Origin of the sequence: Mobiluncus curtisii ATCC 43063 (assembly GCF_000196535.1) — a bacterium.
Taxonomy (GTDB): domain Bacteria; phylum Actinomycetota; class Actinomycetes; order Actinomycetales; family Actinomycetaceae; genus Mobiluncus; species Mobiluncus curtisii.
On sequence record NC_014246.1, the window covers coordinates 330,464 to 354,610 of the forward strand.

The following is a 24,147-nucleotide window of genomic DNA, read 5'->3' on the forward strand; positions in this document are numbered from 1 at the left end:
CTCATTTCCCTTTCTCAAATTGTTCTTTAAAACTTTCGCTGGCGTAGTAGCCCTCGTCCCAAGAGTAATATTTCAAATCCGCGGGCAATTCTACCCCCAGGGCCTGCAGGACTTCCGTAACGAGTTTCTCCCGATTCTCGCTTTCGGAGCCCAGCTTGGCTTCGCACATTTCCACGGCTTTCTGGACTTCATGGCGGGTGGGATGGTGCGGATCGGGGAATTGCACCCGCACCAACTGTGGTTTCCCGATGTCAACCAAAATCGCCATCCAAGAAGCCGCCCAGAGCTGGTCAGGGAACCGCCGGAGCAGCTCAGCGCGACCTCCAGCACGGGTTTCTGCCGGGGCTTCCCGAGATGCCTGCTGAATCTCATCAAGGGCAAACAGAGACTCGAAGCCGCCTTTTTCCAGAGCACGAGCCAGAGACATGCCCTCATCGACCATAGAAAATCTCAGATTCAACAAGGCTAATCTGGGGTCATCCCAGCCGCAATCGAGTTGATTCCGCTTACGGTCCAAGAGAGCGAGTTTCGCACACCACTCCACGAGGGCAGTGGCTTCATGCCAGCCTGTCTTGAGGGATTTCAAGACCCGTTCCCAGTTCTCGATAACCCACTTGGTTTCGCTGTCTGCCTGCTGGTATCCTCCCGAGCCCGCCTCGAACCCAACTTCACGAATGAACTCCAGATACCCTTGCTGAATTTCTAACGCGGTGGCAGCTCCCCCCGCCTTCAGAGGACAGGTTTGTTGCAACGTAACATCGCGTGAAAAAGCCTTGATTGCCGCCACTGAATCCGCTAGCGCCCATCTGTCAGCGAGTTCACGAGCCTGTTCGGGGAAGTTTTCTGCCAGGCTCAACAGCAGCGCGGCAGTCCCGGTGCGTAACGCCGTGGAATAGGGGAACATCGAGGAATCCGCGGTGATGACGTGGAACCTCCGATAGCGGCGAGTCGCGTGGGGTTCATCACGGGTATTGACGATAGGACGTTCCCGTGTCGTCATGAGGGAAACTTCGGTTTCGATGAAATCCGCACGTTGAAAGATTTGGAATCCCGCGGTTTCGCTGTTTTGCCCCAGCCCGAGACGTCCCGTGCCGCAAAAAATCGGGCGAGACACCAAGAACGGCATGAAGAGGTCGACCAGCAGTTGCCACTCCACGCTGCGTTCTACCAGGTAATTTTCGTGTGCCCCCCAAGCCGAACCGTGCGCATCGGCGTTGTTTTTTAAGATTAAAGCCCTCGCCCCAGCCTCGTCAGGGGAAGTATTGTCACGCAGAGCCTGAGCGGCACGAACCATAATCTCATCTCCAGCGCGGTCGTAAAGCGCGGTTTGGAGAGGTCCGAGACATTCCGGGGCAGAATACTCGGGGTGACCGTGGTCGACGTAAAGTCTCGCTCCGTTGGGTGCAATAGTGGAATTGCCGCGGTAGTAGTGTTGACCAAACGCATCGACTTTCGTAATCCAGCGCGTTTTCACGCCGGTCAGGACGGCACCGAGTTCCTCGTTCGTCCTTGCTTCAGGAGGTAAGTTCCGGTGTTCTTTGCCTTCGGCATCGAGTTCCGGATGTTCTCCTGAATAGTCGAAACGGGTACCGGCTCCGGGGAGCATCCGCCATGAGACAGCTGCACCTGCCGGGTCGGGTACGTGATTAGTCACCGGCACTCCCGGTGTTTTCGCTTCTTCCAGTGCCCAAGAACGCAACAAACGTTGTGCCAAAACTTCGGCTTGCTCTGCCGCTTGGGTCTCAGCAGCTGCCGGCGCTTCACTGCCGGGAAAATCGCTCAAGGCATATTCAGTTTCTATCGACATGATGCGTTTTACACTCAGCATGTGTCTCCTCCTTTGTGCGGTCTCCCGCGGTGATTTTAGTCCTGTTGAATCGGGGTGATGTCTACAATGGGGTCTAACCGTTTCGAACGCCCCACAATCCGGGCCCATTCTTCGGGGTCTGAAACTCCCGGCAGGTCTTGGTGAGCTGCAGTTTCATCCCGTATTGCCGCCACCAGGTGTTCGAGACGAATCCCCGGCTCGCCCCGGAGTGCTTGTTGAACCGCCCGTGCCTTAGCTTTTTCAACTATCGAAGCCAACATTGCCCCGGAGACTAAATCAGAGAGATACCAGGTCTCTTCCTTACCAGATCTGCGTGTCACTCGCAGGATGGCAGTGGTGTCGTCGCGAGTAAAGACTCTGTCGATGACCTCATCCCGCAAGGCAGCAGGCTGAGCTCCGGATGCATAGGGCAGATTCTCACGTAGATATTTTCCGAGAATTTCGGCGCAAGCTTCTTTATTGGGGCGCGGGATGCGAATATGCATGTCCAGCCGACCAGGACGAACAATTGCCGGATCAATGAGGTCTTCACGGTTAGAAGCGCCAATTATCACCACATTGCGCAGCTCTTCCACCCCGTCAATCTCGGCGAGAAGTTGCGGAACGACGGTCGTCTCGACGTCACTTGAGACGCCCGTACCGCGGGTCCGGAACAGAGCCTCCATCTCATCGAAGAACACGATAACCGGAACCCCGTTTGCGGATTTGTCCCGAGCCCGGGAAAACACGGCACGGACTCGGCGCTCGGTTTCCCCCACGTATTTATCAAGCAGCTCCGGACCCTTAATGTTGAGGAAGTGGGCTTTTTTGCCAAGCATCTCGCTCAGAGAGGTGGCGATTGCTTTAGCAATCATGGTTTTCCCGACGCCCGGTGGACCGTAAAGCAAAATGCCCTTAGGCGGACGCAGCTGATAGCTTTCGTAAAGCTCGGGGTGGGTCATCGGCAGTTCGATGGTCTCCCGAATGAGCGTCAAGACGGATTCCAATCCGCCAATTTGATTCCAGTTCACACCTGGATCGTCATCAAGCTCCAGTCCCTCAATCTCGGGGCGTGCCAGATATTCCTGAGCGAATCCCGATTGGAGGTCCACCAGCAGAGTGTCGCCGGGACGAATCCTCGTGCCACGGAGCTGGTCGCTCAGTCGCAGCAAACGAACACTATCGTTATTGACCGTAACCAGGATGCGGTCTTCGTCCACGTGTTCGAGGATGACCGCGCTCACTCCGGTATCGGCAGCAGTTTCTCTTCCGATGCCGACCATTTTGTCGTTCAACAAAATGGTGTCTCCGAGTTGGAGTCTCCCCCAAGTAATCGTGTTGCCCAGAGTGACACGAAACCGCCGTCCCATGACAGAAACATCCACGAGTCGCTGGGCAGAATCGACGAGTTTAACGACAGTTCCGTGAGTGAGAGGCGGTTCTTGTAACCGCTGAATCTCTTTCCGCAGGTTCTTCAACTCACTTTGAGCCTGCGTCAGTGCAGAAGCCAGCAAGGTGTTCTGGTTTTCCAAGCGCTGTGGCTCACTGGTCTGACCGCCAGGGTTGCTCGAAGCATGGCTACTCGACATGATTACCTCCTAGCTGAATCAGAGAGCAATGGCGAGACATCCGCTGTGTCCCAAAAAAATTTCGGCTTTGTCCCATCATCGAGTTGATGATGGGACAAAGCCGAAATAATGTTACGCGTCACTTCAGCTCTTTATCCTTGTATTCCTTGGCGAAAATCATACAGATGAGAGCGAAGATTGCGATAACACACATATAGTATGCTGGCGAGATAGAATTTCCGGTGGTTTTTATCAGCAGGGTGGAGATGAAACCAACCGTGCCGCCGAAAATCGTGTTAGCCAGGTTGAACGAAATGGCAAAACCGCTGTATCTCACTTCCGTAGGGAGAGTCTCCGAAAGGAAGGATGAGAGAGTTCCGTCATTAAGCGTGAGGCAATATGCCAAAATCAGCTCAATAATCAGAATAACAACAGCTTGACCTGTATTGAGAATATGGAAAGCCGGCACGGTAAGCAGTATGAAAGATACCGATGCCGCAATCATCAGTTTCTTTCGTCCAAATTTGTCCGATAGCTTTCCTGATGAAAATATCATCAACACGTAGGCAATCAACGTGATGTTGGTGATGATATTACTTTCAACTGTGCCGAGCTTCACTTCAGTTTCAATGTAGACCGGCAGGTACGTGAACACCATGTAGAAGCCGATGGCATTGAGGGAGGAAACCCCGAAACAAATCAGAGTTTCCTTCAGGTGCTTAGTGAACAGCAGCCGCAGCGGTGAAGACATCTTTTTGCCGGATTCCTTGAGATTATCAAGCATCCGCAAATACACCTCGGAGTCCTCCAGGCGGAGCCGGAGAGTCAGTACCACTACCCCGAGTGGGAAAGCCAGCAAGAACGGTATTCGCCACCCTATTGACTGCATCATCGAGTCCGACATGGTCAACGTGAGAATCGTTGCCAGGAATGAACCGCACATGAGTCCGACAGCAGTAGATGCCGGAACCATGGAACAATAGAAGCCTCGACGATTAACCGGTGCATATTCTGCGATAAAGATGGCCGCTCCGGCGTACTCACCAGATGCGGAGAACCCTTGGGTAAGCCGCAACAACAGCAGCAGCAGTGGAGCGGCTATCCCAATGGTTGCGTAGCTTGGAATCAAACCAATGAGACTGGTAGAACCCGTCATCACCAAGATTGAAGCCGTCAGGGACCACTTGCGCCCCTTCTTATCACCCATGTAACCCCAGAAGAATGCCCCTATGGGGCGTGCCAAGAAGGAGAGCGCAAAAACAGCGTAAGTCGCTAGGAGTTTGACGCTAGCATCCCCATCTGGAAAGAATACTACAGCGATTACAGTAGCAAGATACGAATAGGAACCGTAATCCATCCATTCCGCAAAGTTTCCCAGGAACGATGACGATAGTACTCGACGTACTATCGTATCGTCTGTTTCCATTTTTTCGGTTTGGTTATTATCTGACATATCAATCCCGAACTGGTTATTGGATTAAATCCGAATCCCAAGGTCAGGATACGGTCGCGTCCACAACCTCTGTTGGTTGATCCGCGCCCGATAAACGACTCTGCTTGCGGTTCTTTCGGCTCTGGCGCAGCATACTGATGCTCGGGTACATTCCTCCTCCTACTACCAGTATAAAGCCTAGAACCGTGTTAATGGTCAGAGCTTCGCCAAATATCAGCAAACCAATGAACAAAGCAACGGGTACTTCCCAGTAGGCAATAATGCCGTAATCTGCAGCCGGCAAGTTACGACCCGCAACCAAAAGGAACCCTAATGCGATAGGTCCACAAATAATCCACAGCAGAACCGTGCCCACCCAGTTAAAGGGGGTCAAATGGAGGTCTAGCGCCCAACCGGGAACGTGACCGATAGTGCCGACTAGGTGCAGTATCAGCGCCAAGCTACCAGACGCTACTGTGGCAGCAATGAAGTTCCACACACCGCGGGCTGCTGTGTCTGCATCTTTGCGGTAGCCATTAAAGAACATCGATGCGCCATAGAAAATACCAGACAAGAAACCAAAAATGTTACCCAAACCGGCAAGAGGAAATTCAGGAGTGGAGGCTGCCAAGTTGAAATCGACGAAGAATCCTTTGTCACCAAAGCCAATCAGCTGGTTACCGAACAACATACCGGTGAACACCGCCACCAGACAAATGTATTGAACCGCGCCCATGGGCTCTTTACGGAATATCCGAGCCAACACAATACAGACGACCGGTCCGATATAGATGAGCAGCACGGCGTTAGCCACAGTGGTCAGCAAAGTCGAGGTTACATAGCAGCCCAAGGACAGACCAATCATCACGCCACCCATGATGATGGCAGGGGAAACTTTTAGTTCTTTCCAGACTTGAACCTTTTTTGTTAACAGGACTATGCACACGAAAAAGATAATGCCCATAGTCATACGGCCGGCTGCCATGAGGGCACCGACACTGTTCCCGGCGTTTAAGCCTTTAGTTCCGTCAAACATATCTGTACGCGTAGCCCACCGGCTAAACAGTGGTACCAACCCCATGCCTGTTGCGGAAATCAGCATGGTAATGACACCCAATTTTGTGTTCATTACATAGTTATTTTCAGTGCTCATTGTCATCACGACCTTTGCGAATTATCAACTCGTCCTCCTCTTCTTTGAGGAGCTCACAATATGTGTATTTAGTAGAAAAGAATAATCAGCGCTACTTCACGCTTATATCACATTGGGGCTGCGAAAAATCTTTCCGCAGCCCCAACATGAACTGTCATCGTGTTAATTCTAGATTGAATCTAACTCGAGTTAGACGAGAGTCGGATCAGCAACCTGGTTCGGGAAGTAATCCTCGCAGGTGCCCTCGCGGTAAACGTCCGCGGTGGAGCAGTGCAGACCGCCGCCGAACGGGTAAGCGTCGCGGAACGCAACCGGAATCACGTTCATGCCCAGCTTGTCCATCTGCTCGAGCTGGTTGGTCTCGGAAGCCTCGACGATAACCGTCTTGTGATCCAGAACCAAGCAGTTCATGGACAACCACACGGAGGAGTAGCACAGAGGCGGCGGGGTGGTGTGAGACGGCTGAGCCGCATCCACAATCTGCCAATCGTTCGCTTCGAAGATCTTGCGCTGTTCTTCGGGCAGGCGACGGTGCGGGTTGTTGATGATGAGACCCGGACGCAGCGGCACGAAGGTCGCGTCGATGTGAATCGGGTAGGGGTCGCCGGGGAAGTTCACGGCGTGAACGCGCAATTCGGGGTAGTAGCGCTTGAACCATTCCATAGCCTTGCGGTTGGTGGTCAAACCATGCTGAATGAACAGGTCCTTGCCCAGACGCATCACATCAGCAGCATCCCACAAGGGCTCAACTTCGGTGGTCACGAAGTCTTTAGCGGCGGTGCGCTCCAAGCGCTCCTCCAGAGAAATCCTCTCATCATAGTAGTTGTGCTTGTAGGACTTGTCGGTCAAACGAGGACGAGGAGCCTGGGTCCACTTGAACTCAGGATCTTCCTCGAAGTACTGGTTCATCAAGGGCCAGTATGCCAAGTACTCGAAGTAACGGCAACGGAAGGAGTTCGCAGCCGACATGATTTCGTTACCAATGGTGAGCAAGATGTCGCGAGGAGGCATGCAGGTCATCATGGAGTCGTTGCGGAAATCCGGAGTGCCGATGGCCTGGTTCCACTGCAACGGGGTGGGACGGTCAACGATAACGCCGTGATCTTCCAGAATCTTTGCCAAGTTGTCGAGCTGAGCATTAGCCTTTTCCACGGTCTCGAGCGGGCGCATACCCCACATACCGCGCATCTCGGAATCGACAGGAACCTTCTCGGAGGTCGCCGGTTCCTCCGGGGGAATCATGGAGTTGTCGGCACGACCGACAATCACGCGCTTCAAAGGATCAAAATCGTTCCAAGAACTAACGATTTTCGCCATATCTGTCTCCTTTTGCTACGATGCGCTGCCTCGCGCATCTGCTTTGTTGTTGTTCAATATTTCGCTGGAAGTTGACCATCTTCGGCTTGCTCCCGGCGTTCATTCCGTGCAAAATTCACGAAATGCAAAGTTGGATTGCCAACTTTGGTATTTATCCCCATTGGAACCCAATGAGGGGCTCTGTAGCGGTGCCAAGGCATCTCTCCATCACCTGATGGTACAAGTGTACAGTCTTTCACTCAGAATGTACAGAGATATTTTTAAAAAAATCCTAATTGCTTAATTTGCCCGTGAAAACGCGATTCTAAGCCAAATGTGGCGCCCCAGAATCCGGGGCGCCACATTTCTCGATTACTTCACCGCGCTGGTTTTATCTGCCTTTTAAGAAGGCCTTGCCCAGCTGACGGTTCAAGAAACTAATGCAATCCATGGGAATCTGCTTCGGACACGCCGCCGCACACTCGCCGATATTCTGGCAAGCGCCGAAGCCTTCTGCATCGTGCTGGTTCAACATCGCCACCACACGCTCGTAGTTCTCCACCTTGCCTTGCGGGAGCAACCCCAGATGAGTGACCTTGGCAGAAGTGAACAGCATAGCCGAGCCATTCGGGCAAGCCGCCACACACGAGCCACAGCCGATACAGACCGCAGCTTCAAATGCTCGATCCGCATCGGGCTTCGGCACCGGCACCGAGTGAGCTTCAGGGGCAGAACCCGTATTGACCGAGATATAACCGCCGGCTTGGATGATGCGATCCAGCGCGGCACGGCTCACCACCAAGTCGCGCAGAATCGGGAAAGCCCGCGAACGGTAAGGCTCTACCGTAATCGTGTCGCCATCCTTAAAGGTACGCATGTGCAGCTGGCAAGTTGTGGTGCGGTTCTTGTGCGGACCGTGAGGCACGCCGTTGATGACAATACCGCACATCCCGCAGATGCCTTCGCGGCAGTCCGAATCGAAAGCCACCGGTTCCTCACCTTGAGCGAACAGCTGCTCGTTGAGAATATCCAGCATTTCCAAGAAGGAAGCATCCTCGGATATGTCAGTGAGATGATACTCATGGAGCGCGCCCTTGTCGGACGGACCCTTTTGACGCCAAACTCGTAATGTAATGTTCACTTGTAACTCCGTTGCTTCAGCTGAATATCTTTGTAAATGAGGTCCTCTTTGTGCAGGATAGGCGCAGCCTCATCAGACCCGCCGTATTCCCAAGCCGCCACATAAAGGAACTCGTCATCGTGACGCAGCGCTTCGCCTTCCTCCGTTTGAGATTCAGCACGGAAGTGACCACCACAGGATTCCTTGCGGTGCAGGGCATCAATACACATGAGCTCACCGAGTTCCAGGAAGTCTGCCAGGCGGCAGGCCTTTTCTAAGGATTGGTTTAGCTCGTCGGCACGTCCAGGGATGCGCAGGTCCTTCCAGAACTCCTCGCGCAGCTCGCGAATCTCGGTAATAGCTTCACGCAAGCCCGCATCGGTACGTTCCATGCCACACTTTTCCCACATAATTTGACCCAAACGCTTATGGAAAGAATCAACCGACTGGGTGCCTTGAATGGACATCAACCGTTCCACCTTGCTGGTGACACGCTCCCGAGCTTCCTGAACGACCGGGTCATCCTGGTTCAACTTCGGCATCGCGCCGTGAGACAGGTAGTCCGAAATCGTCGCCGGCAACACGAAGTAACCGTCAGACAAACCTTGCATCAAAGCAGAGGCGCCCAAACGGTTCGCGCCGTGATCCGAGAAGTTCGCTTCCCCTGCCACGTACAGACCTTCGATGTTGCTCATCAGGTCGTAATCGACCCACAAGCCACCCATCGTGTAGTGCACTGCGGGGTAGATACGCATCGGTACTTCGTAAGGATTGTCTCCGGTAATACGCTGGTACATGTCGAAAAGGTTGCCGTACTTTTCCGAAACCTTATCCCGCCCCATGCGCTCGATGGCCTCGCTGAAGTCCAAATAGACACCGCGAGCCACCCCGTTAATCTTGGGTCCGACACCACGACCTTCATCACACATGTTTTTGGCTTGCCGAGACGCAATGTCGCGAGGCACCAGGTTTCCAAAGGAGGGGTAGATACGTTCCAGGTAGTAGTCACGATCTTCCTCGGGGATTTCACGAGGATCCTTGGAACAATCCTCCGCTTTCTTTGGCACCCAGATACGTCCGTCGTTACGCAGCGACTCACTCATCAGCGTCAGCTTGGACTGGAAGTTGCCATGCTGTGGGATGCAAGTCGGGTGGATTTGGGTGTAACACGGGTTTGCCATGTAAGCGCCATGTTTATATGCCATCCACGCGGCAGAAACGTTGCAACCCATCGCGTTGGTAGACAGGAAGAACACGTTGCCATAGCCGCCGCTGGCCAGCACCACCGCGTCAGCAATCCACGTCTCGACCTGTCCGTTGGTCATGTCACGGGTCACGATGCCGCGGGCTTTACCGTCCTTGATGATGAGGTCCATCATTTCGTGACGTTCATGCGCGATGACCGTGCCGGCTTTAACCTGGCGGCTCAATGCCTGGTAGGCGCCAATCAGCAGCTGCTGACCGGTCTGACCACGCGCATAGAACGTCCGCGCGACCTGCACGCCACCGAAAGAACGGTTGTCAAGCAAGCCGCCGTATTCGCGAGCGAAAGGCACACCCTGAGCAACACATTGGTCAATGATGTCGGCAGAGACTTCCGCCAAACGGTAAACGTTATTTTCCCGGCTACGATAGTCACCGCCCTTTACCGTGTCATAGAACAGTCGAAAGACCGAGTCGTTGTCGTTGCGATAGCCCTTAGCAGCGTTGATACCGCCCTGAGCGGCAATCGAGTGAGCCCGTCGCGCCGAGTCTTGATAGAAAAATGCGTCCACGTGGTAGCCAAGTTCACCCAAGGAAGCAGCTGCGGCGCCGCCTGCCAGACCAGTACCGACCACAATAATGTGCAGCTTACGCCGGTTTGTGGGGTTCACCAGACCGCCACGGAACTTGCGGGTGGACCAGCGCTCGGAGATAGGAACGTCCATCGGTGCCCGAGTATCGGCGATTTTATCGCCTTCGGTGTAGTAACCGTCAATCAGTTCAGTCATTGTCTTTCCTTACCTTCCTCACGCCAGCATCGGCATTCCGGCGAGAATAGCCACCGGCGGAGCCAGGAACATTGCGAACACCAGCAGACCAATCAAGCCTGAAATAATCTGAACCGTGTACTGGGTGTTGCGACGCAACCAGCCCATAGATTGCAACGCGGACCAAACGCCGTGAGCGATGTGCAAGCACAGCGCGCCTATCGCGATGGCGTAAACCAACACCATCCACCAATTCGAGAAGGTTGTGTACATCATGGCGTAGGGATTACCTTCCATCACGGAGATAATCCCCGGTCCGGCAGCATCAACGACATTTCCCATCGGATCCAGGAATACCTGGTGCGATGCGTAGGCTGCCGCGTCGCCAACCTTGGCAAACTTCATGGTGAAGTGCGCCAAGTGAAAAATTAAGAACAGCAACAGGATGATGCCACCCCATCTGACGGTGCGTCCCGCGTAAGCAGTCGCCAACGACTTTTTAACCATGTAGCGAGAACCGCGCGCGAGTCTGGCGCGACGCCACAGGACAATAGCGGAAATAACGTGCACCAGGGCGCAAACTACCAGCAAGCCCCGGAGAATCCACAGCAACCCTTCATAGGGCAGTATGGGCATGAGAAATGTGCGCAAATGCAGCGCATAATCGTTATACACGGTCGCCCCGAAGAACACTTTGAGATTCCCGTAGGCATGCAAAATCACGAACCCCACAAAAAACGCGCCAGTAATCGCCATGGCTTGTTTGATGATAACGGTGGTCTTGATTGCTTTGTTATCTGTAGTTAATGTTGTATTGGCCACGATGTCGAGCCTATAAGATTTTCTGAGGGCGGCTTGGCTGAATCAGGTCAAAAGTTTCGTTTTACAACCCTTAAAATGGTCTTGAACTGCAAATTTACCTGTATGCTCAGGTCGAAAGTCCCTATTTATCCAGTTGCGCATGTCAGCACGTAAGCAACGGGGATAAAATTTTTTCGAAACATTTGAGTTTAGAAAAACATTTTCACCATGATGAGACCGTTCTCTGCCGGGTTTTGAAACCAGAACGGCAACTGTGCCCGCACCTGGAATCCTTGACTTATATAGAGACTCTGAGCTGCCTTGTTGCCAGATCGAACCTCTAACACAGCTCCGACGTATCCCCAATCTCGCCCCCGGCGCAGACCATCTGTTAACAGCTGCGTAGCGTAGCCTTTTCGTTGCCAATTCGGGCGGGTCGCCAATGATAAGACTCGTATCAATCTGTCTCCACGAGCTTCAGTTGGAATCGCCTGATTGCGGTCAGCGGGAGGGAGGTCCCGTAGCGGAACGCTCATCTCTCCCAGACCCCACACCGCCCACGCTGCCAGATCCCCAGACTCGCTAAAACTCAACCTAACACTGACATCCGGATGCACCAGCAGGGACGCCACCGCCTCCCGTTCCCAGGCGTCTGCCCCGAAGCACTCCCGTTCGGCTCCCTCCAGGCATACTGCATCTGCAATTACCCCGTCACGAAGCATGGCTCACCAGTGATTTTGGCTTCGGCTATGACTTTTGTTGAATGTCCGGGCGGCGCAGGTACTGCGGCTCGGTGCTCTGCAAAGCCAGTTCCTGTGGGGCTTCGGTATCCCCTGCTGCCCCATTCACAAGGGAGGTTGCCGCTCGAGCCAGGTCAGCAAACCTTACGTCTACGGTCTGCCCCGTGATTTGGGTGGCAGCGTTGCCGACCAAGAACACTCTCCCGTCAGCAAACCCCGTAAAGTCGCGGTCCCACCCTTGGGTAATATCCTTGAGAAGTCCCGCCGAACCAACCCAGTCGGTCCCGCATTGCGACACCGGTCCGCCCGCCGGATTCGGTCTGAACAGCCCAGCATAGACTTCGTGTCGGCGGGCATCCATTAGGGAAACTATCCAGCGTGGAGTCTCCCCCCGTGCCCGAGAGGGGCAATCAGCGCCGGACAGCACGCCAGCGGCTGCCTGAGCCTGCAGCAAAAGCTCATCCACCCCCAAGACCGGGACGTCCCAAGCAAAGCCCAAGGTACGAGCTGTAACCAGACCGACCCGCAACCCGGTAAACGGAGCAGGTCCGCGCGAAACCACAATTTTTTCCGGTCTGCCCCCCTCCTGGACTACGTCAGCAACCAGCGATGAAAGGGCTTCTACCTGAGCTTTTCCATCAGGATTAACTTTCACCAGCGTCTCGCTGGGGTCTTCGGGATTCACCAGGGCAACCCCCGCCCCGGCACAGGTATCGATAAACAGGTAACTCACAGAGACAATCCTAATGCGCTTCTCCCGCAGAACCATTCACAGCTAAAGTCGGGACGGCGGAAGTAGGTGGAGACATCGGCACCAAAATCAGTTCCAGATCCGGCAGAGAGAGCACCTCTGCCGATTCCTCGGTGCGGGATTGCCACCGAAAACTCAACCACACCACCAACAATGCGATACCCACAATGGCGACCGCCAAGACTACCACCCACACCAGAGTATTACTGCTGGTCGGCAAGGCTTCCGTTGTTGGCGTGGGAGTGGGGTTGACAGTCCCCCACCAAGATTGCACGGCTTCTTGGACCTGCGCCAAAGTCACGGCACCGACCACGCGGGCACGCGCTGCGTTAGAAACCGGCAACAAACGTTCCTCATCTAACATGAACCAACCGTGAATGATTGGGTCATACACAGGACGATTGTGATGAGCAGCATCCGGCGCTGTGGTCAATAGTTCATGCGCCAACTCAGGCAGCGCATAGCTGGCACCCGGCTCGTCAAGCCGGACAGGAAGATGAGAATTTTTTGGTTCCAAAACAACCCCGCTCATAACCTGCGGATTATTTTCACGTGAACTCAATGTCGGTTCCGGAACCCCGGCAGTGGTTTTGGGAGCCAAAGCGTCAGCGCGTGATGGTAGCCGCAGGGGATACAGGTCTTTTTCTTCCTCCGTATAGACCACCACCCCAAGTTCGCGGTTCTCGATGCTCACCGGGGCGACCCACATATCAATCGGGGTTACCGCGCTTTCCGAATTGTAGGTGCCCCGCAGCAATCGAGCAGACCAGGTCGCCACTTGGGTCGGAATTCCCACTTCAATCTGAGCATCTGGAGAAACTTTCGCGTTATCCGGGAGGTATCCCCGCAAGGATTGCCCTAGAGTAGCGGCCTTGCTGTTAAACCAAACCCGGACATCATCAGGGAGGTCGCTCCGGAAGTCCCGCGACGCCAGCCCCTCCAGAATCTCACCGTCCGGAGTTGCCCTCACAGTTGCACTACCGACCGAAAACCTGGGCGCGGTATCAGCTACTGCCTGCCCGGTACCTGGCGCAGCAAAACTCATCACCACCGCGCTCAGCAACACGATGATCCCGACCAGTACGGACTTATGCCCGCGACGCACCGGAAGAACGCTTAGCATAGAATTCCTATCAGGCTTTTTACGATTCCACCTCAGCATGGCAAACTTCAGCGGACGCACCTGGTTCGAGACTCGCGTTTTCCTGTGCCCGCAGAGCCTCCCACTTTTGCACCAAACCTGACAGGTCCCAAGTTCCCTCCAGACCGTGAAAAACAACTCGACAAGTCGTATCTTCGGGCAAATCCACGATGGTTCCCGTAATGGGACCTTCGGCGGTTTCAGGACGGCTCAGGGAGAGTTTCAGAGTGTGCGCACTCAAGTCCTCCACCTTACCGGTCCCCCATTCCACCACCACCACCGCGGTTTCAAGTGCCGATTCCAAATCCAGAGTTTCTACATCGTCGCTACCGGCTAAACGATAGGCATCCACGTGAACCAAGTTCGGTCCCGGCGCGTCGGGGGACTTGGTGTGATTGCGAGCCAGGATGAAGGTCGGGGAGGTGACCCGCTGGTTGACCTGCAATCCCACACCAAGACCTTGGGTCAAAGTGGTTTTTCCAGCTCCTAAATCCCCTTCCAGAATCACCAAATCGCCAGCTTGCAGAAATGGTGCCAGCGCTTGCCCCAACAGACGGGTGTCAGCTGCGGACCTCGTTTCGACTTCCAGCAACAGGTTTCCCTCGTGACTCATCGTTCCTCCTCAGTAATTCAACAGCCCCGGCGTCAGCTCTCTGTATTCAGCGCTCCGGTTCGTCTTTAACATAAACCCGCGGCACATTGGGGGAAATGCTGGTAATGACTTCATAGTTGATGGTATCCGTCCATTCCGCCCAGTCATCGGCAGTTGGAAGCGCGGGAACTCCCGGAATTCCCCCCAGCAGGCGATCCTTCGGGTCGCCAAAAATAATCGCCAACTCGCCGGGTTCAACCGGACACGGCACGGAAGTCCCCGTATCGTCCACCGCCGGACCCAGGTCAACCACGATTTGATCCATAGGAATCCGTCCCACAATCGGGGCGCGCCGACCTTTAATCCAGGTTTCGCCGCGATTCTTTGCCAGGCGGTGCAAACCATCGGCATATCCGACCGGCAACAGCCCTAACCAGCGCGGTCCCGGCGCCACCCATTCCCCGCCGTAGGAAACTGCGGCGCCCTTTTCAACCCTTTTCACCTGAACCACGTTCGTTTCCAGTCGCATCACCGGACGCACCCCCAGCTGCCACGATGACGCGATTTCAGGATTCGGGCTCAAACCGTATCCCGAAATCCCCACCCTGACCAGGTCATAGTGACTCTCGGGATACCAAATAATCCCGGCAGTGGCGGCGATGTGACGCAGCTGGGGGCGCAAACCCGCCTCTTGGGCGACCTCCCAAGCCTCATCAAAAGCCTTCAATTGCGACTTGGTGAAAGCCTCAGCGGCAGCGGTGTCTTCATCCGCGCGCGCCAAATGCGACCAGACCGCACTAACTTCAACGAGCCCGGCGCGTTCTCGTGCCCGCGCCAACTTGCACAGCACCGGGAAATCTTCATCCGTGGCTCCCGCGCGACACAGTCCGGTATCGACTTTCAGGTGTAACCGCGCACGTTTTCCTGCCGCATCACACGCTCGCGACACCTGGTCGAGCTGATCCAAAGTGGAAACAGAGATGTCGATTTCTGATTTCACCACCGGTAGCAAATCCGTATGCGGGACATACAACCAGGTCAGAATGCGGGGGCGGGTAGCTGAAGGCAGACCCATCGCTGCGGTTTGATATAGGCGCGAACGCATCATCGCGGAAGTGGGAGTGTCGACCAGATGGTCACGCGGCACCCCGTGCTTATCGAGGTATTTGCGCAGCCGAAAAGCCTCACTAGCCTTAGCCACGCCCAACCATTCCGTGCCGGCACCGAGCGCAGCCAGAGCCATCCGCTCAATACCGTGTCCGTAAGCATTAGCTTTGACGATTGCCATTTGTTGACTGTGCGGGGCAAAACGCCGCATTTGGGCAAGATTTTCCTGGTATGCACTCAGATTTACCACGGCGCGCACCGGCCACTGGGAAACATCCACGTTGGTCATAATCTTCCTTTACAAAAATTGTTTTCGCACTTCTTAGTTTGTCACGTTTAGCTACACCGAGATAGTTTATAGCCCCGCTAAAGCCTGGGGAATTGCCTTCACGATTGCGGTAGCGCGAGGGGTGGGGGCAGCTAAACGACCCGCTTCGGTATGTAGCCAGGCTCCCACTGCCGCCATTTTTCCCACATCCAAACTTTCTCCGCGAGCTTCGGCACGGGCAGTTGCCGCGGCGAAAACATAACCCAAAATTCCTGCCAGGACATCCCCCGAACCAGCCGTCGCCAAATCTCGGGTGCCGTGAGTCAAGGAATAGACCGTTCCCCCCGGATTGGCGATAGTGGTGGTGGGTCCTTTCAAAAGGACGGTGGCGTGCGTGTCCGCGGCGAGGTGCGATGCCCAGGCATAAGGATTGCTCTCGATAGTCTCTCGGGTAGTTTCCCGACCAAGCTGGGCAGCCAGGGCAGCCGCTTCCCCAGCGTGGGGGGTCAACAGGCAGTCCGCATCCGGTTGGATTTCTGTTCCGATAAGTCCCAGCGCGCCGGCATCGAGAATCACCAATTCTCCGGGATTACGACGGCGCCAAGCGTCAAGCATTTGTTCGCGATGCTGCGGTGAACCTGCCACCAAACCGGGACCAATAATGCGGGCTTGGCACCGACCTTCTCCCAGTACGACTTCTGGACATGCCTGTAACACCACTGGTTGCACCGCAGGTTCGCCCAGGTAACGCAAGAAAGACTCCCCCGCATTCAAGGCGGCACTGGTGACCAAGACACCCGCTCCAGGATAGCGCGATGACCCTGCCATTACACCCAAAACTCCGCGGGAATACTTGTGATCAGCAAAATCCGGCCAAGGCCACAAATCGCGAACGTCAGCGCGTTCTACCAAACCAACGCTGGGCTGCATCGCCGGCTCGGGCAGCCCAATACCTTGAATTTGCAGGCTACCTACCGTAAGCGCACCGGGACCGACCAGCATCCCGGTTTTCGCCGCCCCCATCGTCACGGTCAGATCGGCTGGCAGCAATCCCGGTTCTGCCCCCGACTCAGCGCCCTGGTACAGATCCAGACCGGAGGGATGATCGCACGCCACCACCAGAGGTCCTGCCCCGTCCGGCAATCGGCTGCGCCACTCCCTTATGCCCCGGACCAGGGATAACGCCGGCTCGCGCAGCGGTGGCAGAGCTCCGATACCGATAATCGCGTCGATTATGGCAACCGGTTTCCATGCCTGTACCAGGTCTAGAGTCGCCGCAACCGTCTCGGGTAACACACGGGGCCAAAACTCTACCCCAGCTTGCCGAGCCGCGGCCGCACCACGTTCGTGAATATGGTTCGAGGTCGGCAAGACCACCACCGGATACCCGCGCCGTCGCAGATATGCTGCTCCATACAAGCCATCGCCGCCGTTATTGCCTGCCCCGACCAAAACCAGGACACGTCTCCGTCCGCGCGGAGCCGGCGTTACGGTGACGTCCGCGTAGTCTCCAGACAGGGTCCGGTGCGTATGGTGGGCCAGCGCGTAGGCAGCTCGCCGCATCAGCGCATCCGCGCCCTGCTCACGGTCAGCTTGCGCAACCAGAGGTTTTTCCATTTGTGCAATCAAATCCGGCGCATATCCCCAAATCACGATTTCAGCCTAGACGAAAATCGGCACCGAGTCAGAAACTTAGAGGCGCTTGCGGTTTTCAACCGACAGGAAAACTGGGTAATCTTAAAGCTAGGAAATCCCGATGACTATGCAGCGGGGTCACTGTGTTCACGAAAGGTAGCCATGTCAAAAAAAGACAGCCTGCAACTGTGGCTTCTTTCCACTCCAAAGCGCCTGGTGGCAGGGTTGTTCCTGCTGGCTGCAGCAGGCATTTTACTGGTGCTGGTGACGCTATTCATAGTTGCACCGCAAATCGCCGCCATGCCGAATCAGACCCCCTCTGAATCGAGTCACTCTCGGTCCACCACAAAACTATCGTCCCCGCTTTTGGTGGAAGTCACCGGCTCTAACTTCCGCACCAACTCCACTCTTAAGATGACTCCCACGAAGTCGGCTCCCGAAGATACTCCCGAGCCACCCCCGGCGTCACTCAACCTCGAAGGTCTGCAAGACCTCACGTACCCTGAATCTTTCAGCAATGTTTCCGAGGTTTCGACGCGCCCCAGCCCCAGCCAGACTGCACGGCGGATGCCGACTCCCACTCGTTCTGCGGAAACCAGCTTGAAGAAAGAATCCATTGAGTCGGGCGACCCGGTCCAGTTCACCGGAATGCAGGCTTTCTTTAAGGACTTACAGACCGGAAATTTTGGCGCTATGCAGCGCAGCTGTTGGCTGATTACCCCGGAAGTGTTTACCGACCGCTACACGACTCCGCCCGCTCAAAAGGTCCTGTTGCACGCCTTGTCGCAGACTCCGAAAGCTACCGATGACGGGGTGTCTTGGAGCGACTCTAACGTGGAGGTGCGCGCCAGCTGGAGCGAGTTAGCGGATCGATATTCCTGCCCGACGGCGATTTATGACGGCAAGATGGATTCGGTCACTCCCGAGGACGTGTCTTACCTGATAGCGAGGATTATGGCGCGTTCTAGCTACCCGTTCAACGGTGCGGACGCGGAGGAAAACTATCCGACCTTGTGCGAAAAGTGGAGCCCTCCACCGGGTATCACGAAATACACCCCGGAGGCTGCCCAAAAACTGCATTACACCGAACGGGGACTCCTCGACGATGACACGTTTAAGACTTTGCAGGAGCTACGTTCCGAGTCCATCCACCTTTACACGGTGAAAAACACCTACCCCATGTATATCCGCGCAGCACACTCGCAGTTGGAAGAACCTTCCGCCTATTTCTTCCGTGACAAGGACGGCAGCCTGTGCTTGGGGTCGGTGGTCAAAAAGTCATGAGGGATAATTTCGGCGCTCCCACCACCGAGTTGATGGAGGATTTCCTGACGGATCCGCGCGGCACTCAAGAAAGGCTGCGCGATTATCAATACGGTTCGGCGATGCGCGAGATTATGGCAGCTCGTCCACATCAGGCACCCTCGGGGCTGGAGGAAACCGCCTCACCTTTTGTTATGTTCACAAGGGAACAGTGGTCGGCTCTCTCGGATCAGACCCCTCTACCCTTGGCGCAGGCTGATGTGGAGCGTTTGCGCGCTTTGGGCGACCCTATCGATTTGGCTGAGGTTGACGCGATTTATCGCCCTTTGACCGCCCTGCTACAGATTTATGCCGCCGGAACTATCAAGATTCGTTCCCGACGCGCTGATTTTTTAGGTGAATCCGCGGTCCAGCACACTCCCTTTGTGATTGGAGTGGCAGGTTCGGTGGCGGTGGGAAAGTCCTCTCTGGCACGGCTGTTGCGCGAGTTGATGAGCCGCTGGCCGGGCACTCCACGGGTCGATTTGGTCACTACGGACGGTTTTTTGTACCCCAATGCGGAGCTGGTAGCACGCGGGATTATGAACCGCAAAGGCTTTCCTGAATCTTATGACCGGCGTGGTCTGTTGCGTTTTCTGGCAGCAGTGAAATCCGGGGCACCAGAAGTGGCAGCCCCGGTATATTCGCACGTCACTTACGATATTGTGCCGGGTAAGTCCCAGCTGGTTTGCGCCCCGGATGTCCTCATCCTGGAGGGGTTGAATGTGTTGGCCCCGCCTCTGATTGCCGACGGGGGTAATAATTCCCTAACAGTATCGGATTTCTTTGATTTTTCTATCTATCTGCACGCACGCCCCGCAGATATTGAACAGTGGTATCTGTCGCGTTTCCACCAGTTGCGCGCCACTGCTTTCAAACAACCCGACTCTTTCTTCCGAGAGATTGCCACCTGGACCGACGCGCAGGCAGACTCTCATGCTCGCCAGATTTGGCGGGAAGTCAACCTGAAAAATCTGCAGGAAAACGTGGCTCCGACCCGTTCTCGTGCCACCCTCATCCTGGAGAAAGATACCGACCACCGCGTACACCGTCTGCACCTGCGCAAGATTTAGGACCTGCCCTCAACCGACCCCGTCAATCCATTCATTCAGCCGGAGTGCTATCACCCGATTCTGGTGTCGAGTCCAGATGCCCCCACTGAAACCGTCGTTGCAGCCAGTCGACTAAACGATCCAGCAGCAGACTGAGGATTACTCCTCCGGTCATCCCCACCACCGTCGCTAACAACGGATTGACCGGCCCCAGGATGCTCCCGGACGTAAAACCTATGCACATTCCGTACGCCACCCAGCAGATTACGGCAGCCAGGTCGGTGCGCAAGAATCGACTGTAGGGAAAACCAGTCGCCCCGGCACACATGTTGACCGCTACTCGCCCACCGGGGACGAAACGTGCCGCAAATATGAAGGACGTACCGCGCTTGTGCAAAAGTTTCGTGGTTCGCGCGAAAGCCCGTTCGCCCTTCCCCTCTCGCCACGATTTGATGCGCTGCACGTGGATGCGAGTGCCCAGGAAGAAAGCGAAAGAATCACCCAAGGTCGCTCCGATGACGGCACAGAAAAATATGCCGGGCAGGGGAACCACATTGCCGGGGGCAGCGAAATACCACGAAGTTAATCCGATGACGATTGATTCGGCGGGCACCGGCGGGAAGAAAGCGTCCGTAAAGCACAGACCCGATAGAAACAACAAAGCCAGTGGGGAACCGGCAAAGCTGTGAATCCATTCCGTGATAGTTTGCGAAATCGGCATCCAACCACCGTTCCCGCCCGCGGTGAGCAGCAGGACCGGGATGAGAGTCACGTTCGGAAGCGCTGGGGTCAGCATGTTACCCGCGCGCCCCTATTCCACCGTGACTGATTTAGCCAGGTTACGCGGCTGATCCACGTCATATCCCAGATGCGCCGCCATCCGCAAAGCTAACAGCTGCAACGGAATCACATCGACCAGGGGACGCATCAACGTGGGCGTGGGTGGCACCCGCCACACTACGTCCGCAAACTCGTTGACGGAATCGTCCCCGTCCTCTGCCACAACCAAGGTCACGGCCCCGCGTGCTCGGACTTCTTCGATATTGGACACAACTTTACGATGTAACTCGGGTCGCCGCGGGGTAGGAACAATAATGACGACCGGCTGCCCAGACTCTACCAGGGCAATAGGACCGTGCTTCAGTTCCCCTGCCGCGAAACCTTCAGCGTGCAGATAGGCAATCTCTTTCAGTTTGAGTGCCCCTTCCAGCGCCACGGGGAATCCGACGTGACGCCCCAGGAAGATGACTGACTTAATGTCGTCAAGGTTCGCGCCCAAGTCCAGCGAGCTGGCGTAACGATCCAAAACGGTCTGCATCCGTGCCGGCATCTGACCGAGCTTTTCCAGGTAATCTTCGATTTCATCAGCATACTTGTTGCCGCGTACCTGAGCCAGGTACAGACCTAACAGGTAACATGCCGCAATCTGGGCGGTAAACGCCTTGGTAGAGGCCACTGCGATTTCGGGTCCGGCATGAGTCAGCAATACCGCATCGGCTTCGCGAGAAATCGTAGAGCCAGGCGTGTTCACAATTGCCAAGACTCGTGCCCCCTGTTCGCGGGCATGACGAATTGCCATAATCGTGTCCATGGTTTCCCCGGACTGAGAAATCGCCACCACCAGGGTGCGCCGGCTCACCACCGGGTCCCGATAGCGAAACTCGTGTGCCAGCTCCACCTCGCACGGAATCCGACACCAGTGCTCGATAGCGTAGCGCGCCACCTGACCGGCATAGGAGGCGGTGCCGCACGCCACAATAATCACCGAGGTGATGGAACGAAACACTTCGGATTCAATCCGCAGCTCATCCAAGGTCAGTGCCTCGGCAGCATCCAGGCGTCCCGCGACGGTGTCGCCCACCGCCCGTGGCTGTTCCCGGATTTCCTTTTCCATAAAGGTATCGAAGCCTTCTTTGGTGACGCGGTCGGTCGCGAAATCGACTTCATAAGCCCGTTTGCGCTGGGCGGGATCCTGAGCGATAACGTCCAGACCTTGGGTGTGCAGAATCTCACTCCCCTGCTGGTCCATGACCAGTACTCCGGCGGGAGCCACGACCACGACTTCATCCTGACCAATTTCCAAGGCTTGTTTCGTACGGGCAGCGAAAGCCAACACATCAGAACCGAGGAAGTTCATCCCTTGTGACAACCCGAGCACCAGCGGAGAGGACCGACGTGCTGCCACAATGACCCCCGGCGCATCCGCATGTTCTACCAACAGGGTAAACGAACCTTCCAAATCCCTGGTGACCTTTAGCATTGCCCGCGCTAACCGAGTTGCTGCTGCCGCACAACCCAGGTTGGGGTCGAGATTGCACAGCGGGATAGTACCGGGAGCAATCGGCTGTTCCCCAGCATTTTCAGCGTTCCCGCCCGGTTCGGCCAGGTAGGCACGTTCCAGCAGGTGAGCGACCACCTCGGTGTCAGTTTCGCTGACGCATTTGATGCCCAGGGTCTCCAGGTGAGCGCGGTAAGGTTCCGCGTTCTCGATAATGCCGTTGTGTATCAACGCCAATTTTCCGTCATAAGACAGGTGGGGGTGAGCGTTTTCACGAGTAACGCCCCCGTGGGTCGCCCAGCGGGTATGCCCGATCGCGGTGGTCGCGTTGGGCAAAGGACGCTTCTCTAAAGTCTTACGCAGTTCAGAGAGCTTACCGACTTCCTTTTCGACCGTAATTTCGGGGCTCGCGCTGGTTGCGTCGACCACCGCGATTCCGGCTGAATCATAGCCACGATATTCCAGACGAGACAGCCCTTCCAGGACCGTTTCCTCAGCTACCTTGGTGCTCTCACTTCCGACGGCACCGACAATTCCACACACATTTCCTCGCTTTCGCGGCGCAAATTACAGCGCTAATAGTTCCTGCACCCGGTTGGCGAGTGTTTGGGCCTCTGCGTCAGCCTGTTCCTGAGTCGCGGCTTCTACCATCACCCGCACCAGGGGCTCTGTACCGGATGAACGCAACAGAACCCGACCGGTATCCCCGAGGCGGGCTTCTGACTGTGCGATGTCCTCAGCCAACCGTGGGTCATTCACACGAGTCTTGTCCACTCCGGGAACATTAATCAGGGTTTGGGGCAGCTTTTGGATGGGCGACACAAGCTCGGTCAGCGGAGCTTGGTGAGTAGCCACCGTTGCTGCGATTTGCAGAGCGGTGAGAATACCATCACCGGTCGTAGCGTAGCGGGCATTGATCACATGACCGGACTGTTCGCCACCCAAAATATAGCCGTGAGCGCGCATTTCTTCCAGCACGTAACGATCCCCTACCGCGGTAGTGGGGGTCTTAATTCCCACCTGTTGCATCGCTAAACGCAGCCCGAGATTACTCATCACGGTCAGCACCAGAGTGTCATGAGTCAGCATTCCTGACCGGTGCAAATCCAAAGCCAACATCCCCATGATTTGATCACCATCAACCAGGTTGCCGACACCATCCACTGCTAGGCAACGGTCAGCGTCCCCATCGAACGCCACCCCGAAGTCCGCCCCAGCGGCTACCACCATGGATTGCAGCTGCTTGGGATGAGTTGAACCGCAATTCAGGTTGATGTTGCGCCCGTCAGGAGAGGCGTTAATCACGATGACGTCCGCACCGGCTTCTCGCAGCGCCCGCGGACCGATCTCCGAAGCTGCCCCGTTGGCGCAATCCACCACGATTTTCAACCCATGCAAAGATACCGGAACCGTATCGACCAGGTGATTGACGTAGGCATCGTCAGCAGCTTTGCCGTTAGCTACCACATCGCCGACCCCGGATCCGAGGGGTCGTTCCCAATTCTGTCCCAGCATGGCTTGGACTCGGTCCTCCATCTCGTCAGGGAGTTTATAGCCGCCACGGGCAAAGAACTTGATACCGTTGTCTTGCATCGGGTTGTGCGACGCGCTGATGACCACACCAAGTTCAATGTCCTGCGATTCCGTGAGATATGCCACGCCCGGAGTGGGGATGACGCCGACCCGAGTGACATCCATCCCGGCGCTGGACAGTCCCGCCGCCAGGGCATGATCCAAGAATTGTCCCGAGACTCGCGTATCGCGACCGATAATCGCGCGTGGCTTGGCAGGTTCTTCCGGAATCAGGCGGGGTCGTTTAATCCCCGTGCGGGATTCCGCCATAGCCGACTCACGTTGCTCTTTCAACAAGTCTTTCACGATGGGCATCTGACCGGTGGCCATAATCTTTTCTTCTACCACCAGGCGAGCCGCTGCTACCCCTAAGTTCAGAGCCAGTTCCGCGGTGATGTCTTCATTGGCCAGCCCGCGAACCCCGTCAGTACCGAAAAGTCTTTGCGACATAGTTTTGCCTTTCTCGTGTTCTAACCTCACCATTATTCCACGGTTAGCAAATAGGAAATAACTCAAAGTCCTAAAATTAGCGGATTATCAACCTTTTGTGGGAAGTTAGGAA

At 55.6% G+C, this 24,147-nt stretch carries 19 protein-coding genes; 2 read left to right on the forward strand and 17 right to left on the reverse strand.

The annotated features are described in order from the left end of the window. Position 1 precedes the first annotated feature (1 nt). From HMPREF0573_RS01340 to HMPREF0573_RS01405, 14 genes are all read right to left on the reverse strand, one after another. A complete protein-coding gene (locus HMPREF0573_RS01340; protein WP_013188696.1) occupies positions 2-1,828 on the reverse strand; it encodes a proteasome accessory factor PafA2 family protein in 1,827 nt (608 codons plus the stop codon). 35 nt (positions 1,829-1,863) lie between these two features. Next, the gene (gene arc, locus HMPREF0573_RS01345) at positions 1,864-3,396 is read right to left on the reverse strand and encodes a proteasome ATPase (protein ID WP_013188697.1); all 1,533 of its coding nucleotides are present in this window, start codon (positions 3,394-3,396) and stop codon (positions 1,864-1,866) included. Between the two features lie 118 nt (positions 3,397-3,514). Beyond that, positions 3,515-4,828, reverse strand: a complete 1,314-nt coding sequence (locus HMPREF0573_RS01350) for an MFS transporter (RefSeq protein WP_013188698.1) — start codon at positions 4,826-4,828, stop codon at positions 3,515-3,517. A 43-nt stretch (positions 4,829-4,871) separates the two neighbouring features. Then, positions 4,872-5,936, reverse strand: a complete 1,065-nt coding sequence (locus HMPREF0573_RS01355; RefSeq protein ID WP_236589539.1) for a DMT family transporter — start codon at positions 5,934-5,936, stop codon at positions 4,872-4,874. 213 nt (positions 5,937-6,149) lie between these two features. Continuing rightward, positions 6,150-7,277, reverse strand: a complete 1,128-nt coding sequence (locus HMPREF0573_RS01360) for a serine/threonine protein kinase (RefSeq protein WP_004008283.1) — start codon at positions 7,275-7,277, stop codon at positions 6,150-6,152. A gap of 370 nt (positions 7,278-7,647) precedes the next feature. After that, entirely contained in the window at positions 7,648-8,397 is a 750-nt protein-coding gene (locus HMPREF0573_RS01365) for a succinate dehydrogenase/fumarate reductase iron-sulfur subunit (protein ID WP_004008284.1), read from the reverse strand. Then, a complete protein-coding gene (locus HMPREF0573_RS01370; RefSeq protein WP_004008285.1) occupies positions 8,394-10,367 on the reverse strand; it encodes a fumarate reductase/succinate dehydrogenase flavoprotein subunit in 1,974 nt (657 codons plus the stop codon). Before HMPREF0573_RS01370 ends, HMPREF0573_RS01365 begins: the two co-directional genes overlap by 4 nt. 18 nt (positions 10,368-10,385) lie before the next feature. After that, complete coding sequence (locus HMPREF0573_RS01375) at positions 10,386-11,168, reverse strand: succinate dehydrogenase cytochrome b subunit (protein ID WP_004008286.1); 783 nt, start codon at positions 11,166-11,168, stop codon at positions 10,386-10,388. A gap of 188 nt (positions 11,169-11,356) precedes the next feature. Continuing rightward, positions 11,357-11,869, reverse strand: coding sequence for a GNAT family N-acetyltransferase (locus tag HMPREF0573_RS01380; RefSeq protein ID WP_013188700.1), 513 nt, complete (start codon positions 11,867-11,869; stop codon positions 11,357-11,359). Between the two features lie 25 nt (positions 11,870-11,894). Beyond that, the gene (tsaB, locus tag HMPREF0573_RS01385) at positions 11,895-12,620 is read right to left on the reverse strand and encodes a tRNA (adenosine(37)-N6)-threonylcarbamoyltransferase complex dimerization subunit type 1 TsaB (protein WP_004008288.1); all 726 of its coding nucleotides are present in this window, start codon (positions 12,618-12,620) and stop codon (positions 11,895-11,897) included. 10 nt (positions 12,621-12,630) lie between these two features. After that, positions 12,631-13,761: a hypothetical protein gene (locus tag HMPREF0573_RS01390; protein ID WP_013188701.1), complete on the reverse strand. Its 1,131-nt coding sequence runs from the start codon at positions 13,759-13,761 to the stop codon at positions 12,631-12,633. A gap of 19 nt (positions 13,762-13,780) precedes the next feature. Then, the gene (tsaE, locus tag HMPREF0573_RS01395; RefSeq protein ID WP_004008290.1) at positions 13,781-14,392 is read right to left on the reverse strand and encodes a tRNA (adenosine(37)-N6)-threonylcarbamoyltransferase complex ATPase subunit type 1 TsaE; all 612 of its coding nucleotides are present in this window, start codon (positions 14,390-14,392) and stop codon (positions 13,781-13,783) included. Positions 14,393-14,438: 46 nt separating this feature from the next. Continuing rightward, entirely contained in the window at positions 14,439-15,767 is a 1,329-nt protein-coding gene (gene alr / locus HMPREF0573_RS01400; protein ID WP_013188702.1) for an alanine racemase, read from the reverse strand. Between the two features lie 66 nt (positions 15,768-15,833). Beyond that, entirely contained in the window at positions 15,834-17,363 is a 1,530-nt protein-coding gene (locus HMPREF0573_RS01405) for a bifunctional ADP-dependent NAD(P)H-hydrate dehydratase/NAD(P)H-hydrate epimerase (RefSeq protein WP_013188703.1), read from the reverse strand. Positions 17,364-17,543: 180 nt separating this feature from the next. Between HMPREF0573_RS01405 and HMPREF0573_RS01410 the strand changes: the two genes are divergently transcribed. Then, positions 17,544-18,665 carry a hypothetical protein gene (locus tag HMPREF0573_RS01410; RefSeq protein ID WP_013188704.1) on the forward strand — a complete coding sequence of 374 codons (1,122 nt, stop codon included), beginning with the start codon at positions 17,544-17,546 and terminating at the stop codon, positions 18,663-18,665. Further along, positions 18,662-19,756, forward strand: coding sequence for a type I pantothenate kinase (gene coaA, locus HMPREF0573_RS01415; protein ID WP_004008294.1), 1,095 nt, complete (start codon positions 18,662-18,664; stop codon positions 19,754-19,756). Before HMPREF0573_RS01410 ends, coaA begins: the two co-directional genes overlap by 4 nt. A 31-nt stretch (positions 19,757-19,787) precedes the next feature. Here the strand turns inward: coaA and HMPREF0573_RS01420 are convergent, their stop codons facing one another. The 3 genes from HMPREF0573_RS01420 to glmM are packed head-to-tail and all read right to left on the reverse strand — an operon-like array spanning position 19,788 to position 24,068. After that, positions 19,788-20,531 (reverse strand): DedA family protein, encoded by a 744-nt coding sequence (locus HMPREF0573_RS01420; protein WP_004008295.1) that lies wholly within the window; start codon positions 20,529-20,531, stop codon positions 19,788-19,790. Between the two features lie 15 nt (positions 20,532-20,546). After that, positions 20,547-22,556 (reverse strand): glutamine--fructose-6-phosphate transaminase (isomerizing), encoded by a 2,010-nt coding sequence (gene glmS / locus HMPREF0573_RS01425; protein ID WP_004008296.1) that lies wholly within the window; start codon positions 22,554-22,556, stop codon positions 20,547-20,549. A gap of 24 nt (positions 22,557-22,580) precedes the next feature. Further along, positions 22,581-24,068 (reverse strand): phosphoglucosamine mutase, encoded by a 1,488-nt coding sequence (gene glmM, locus HMPREF0573_RS01430; RefSeq protein WP_004010333.1) that lies wholly within the window; start codon positions 24,066-24,068, stop codon positions 22,581-22,583. Between the last annotated feature and the right edge of the window lie 79 nt (positions 24,069-24,147).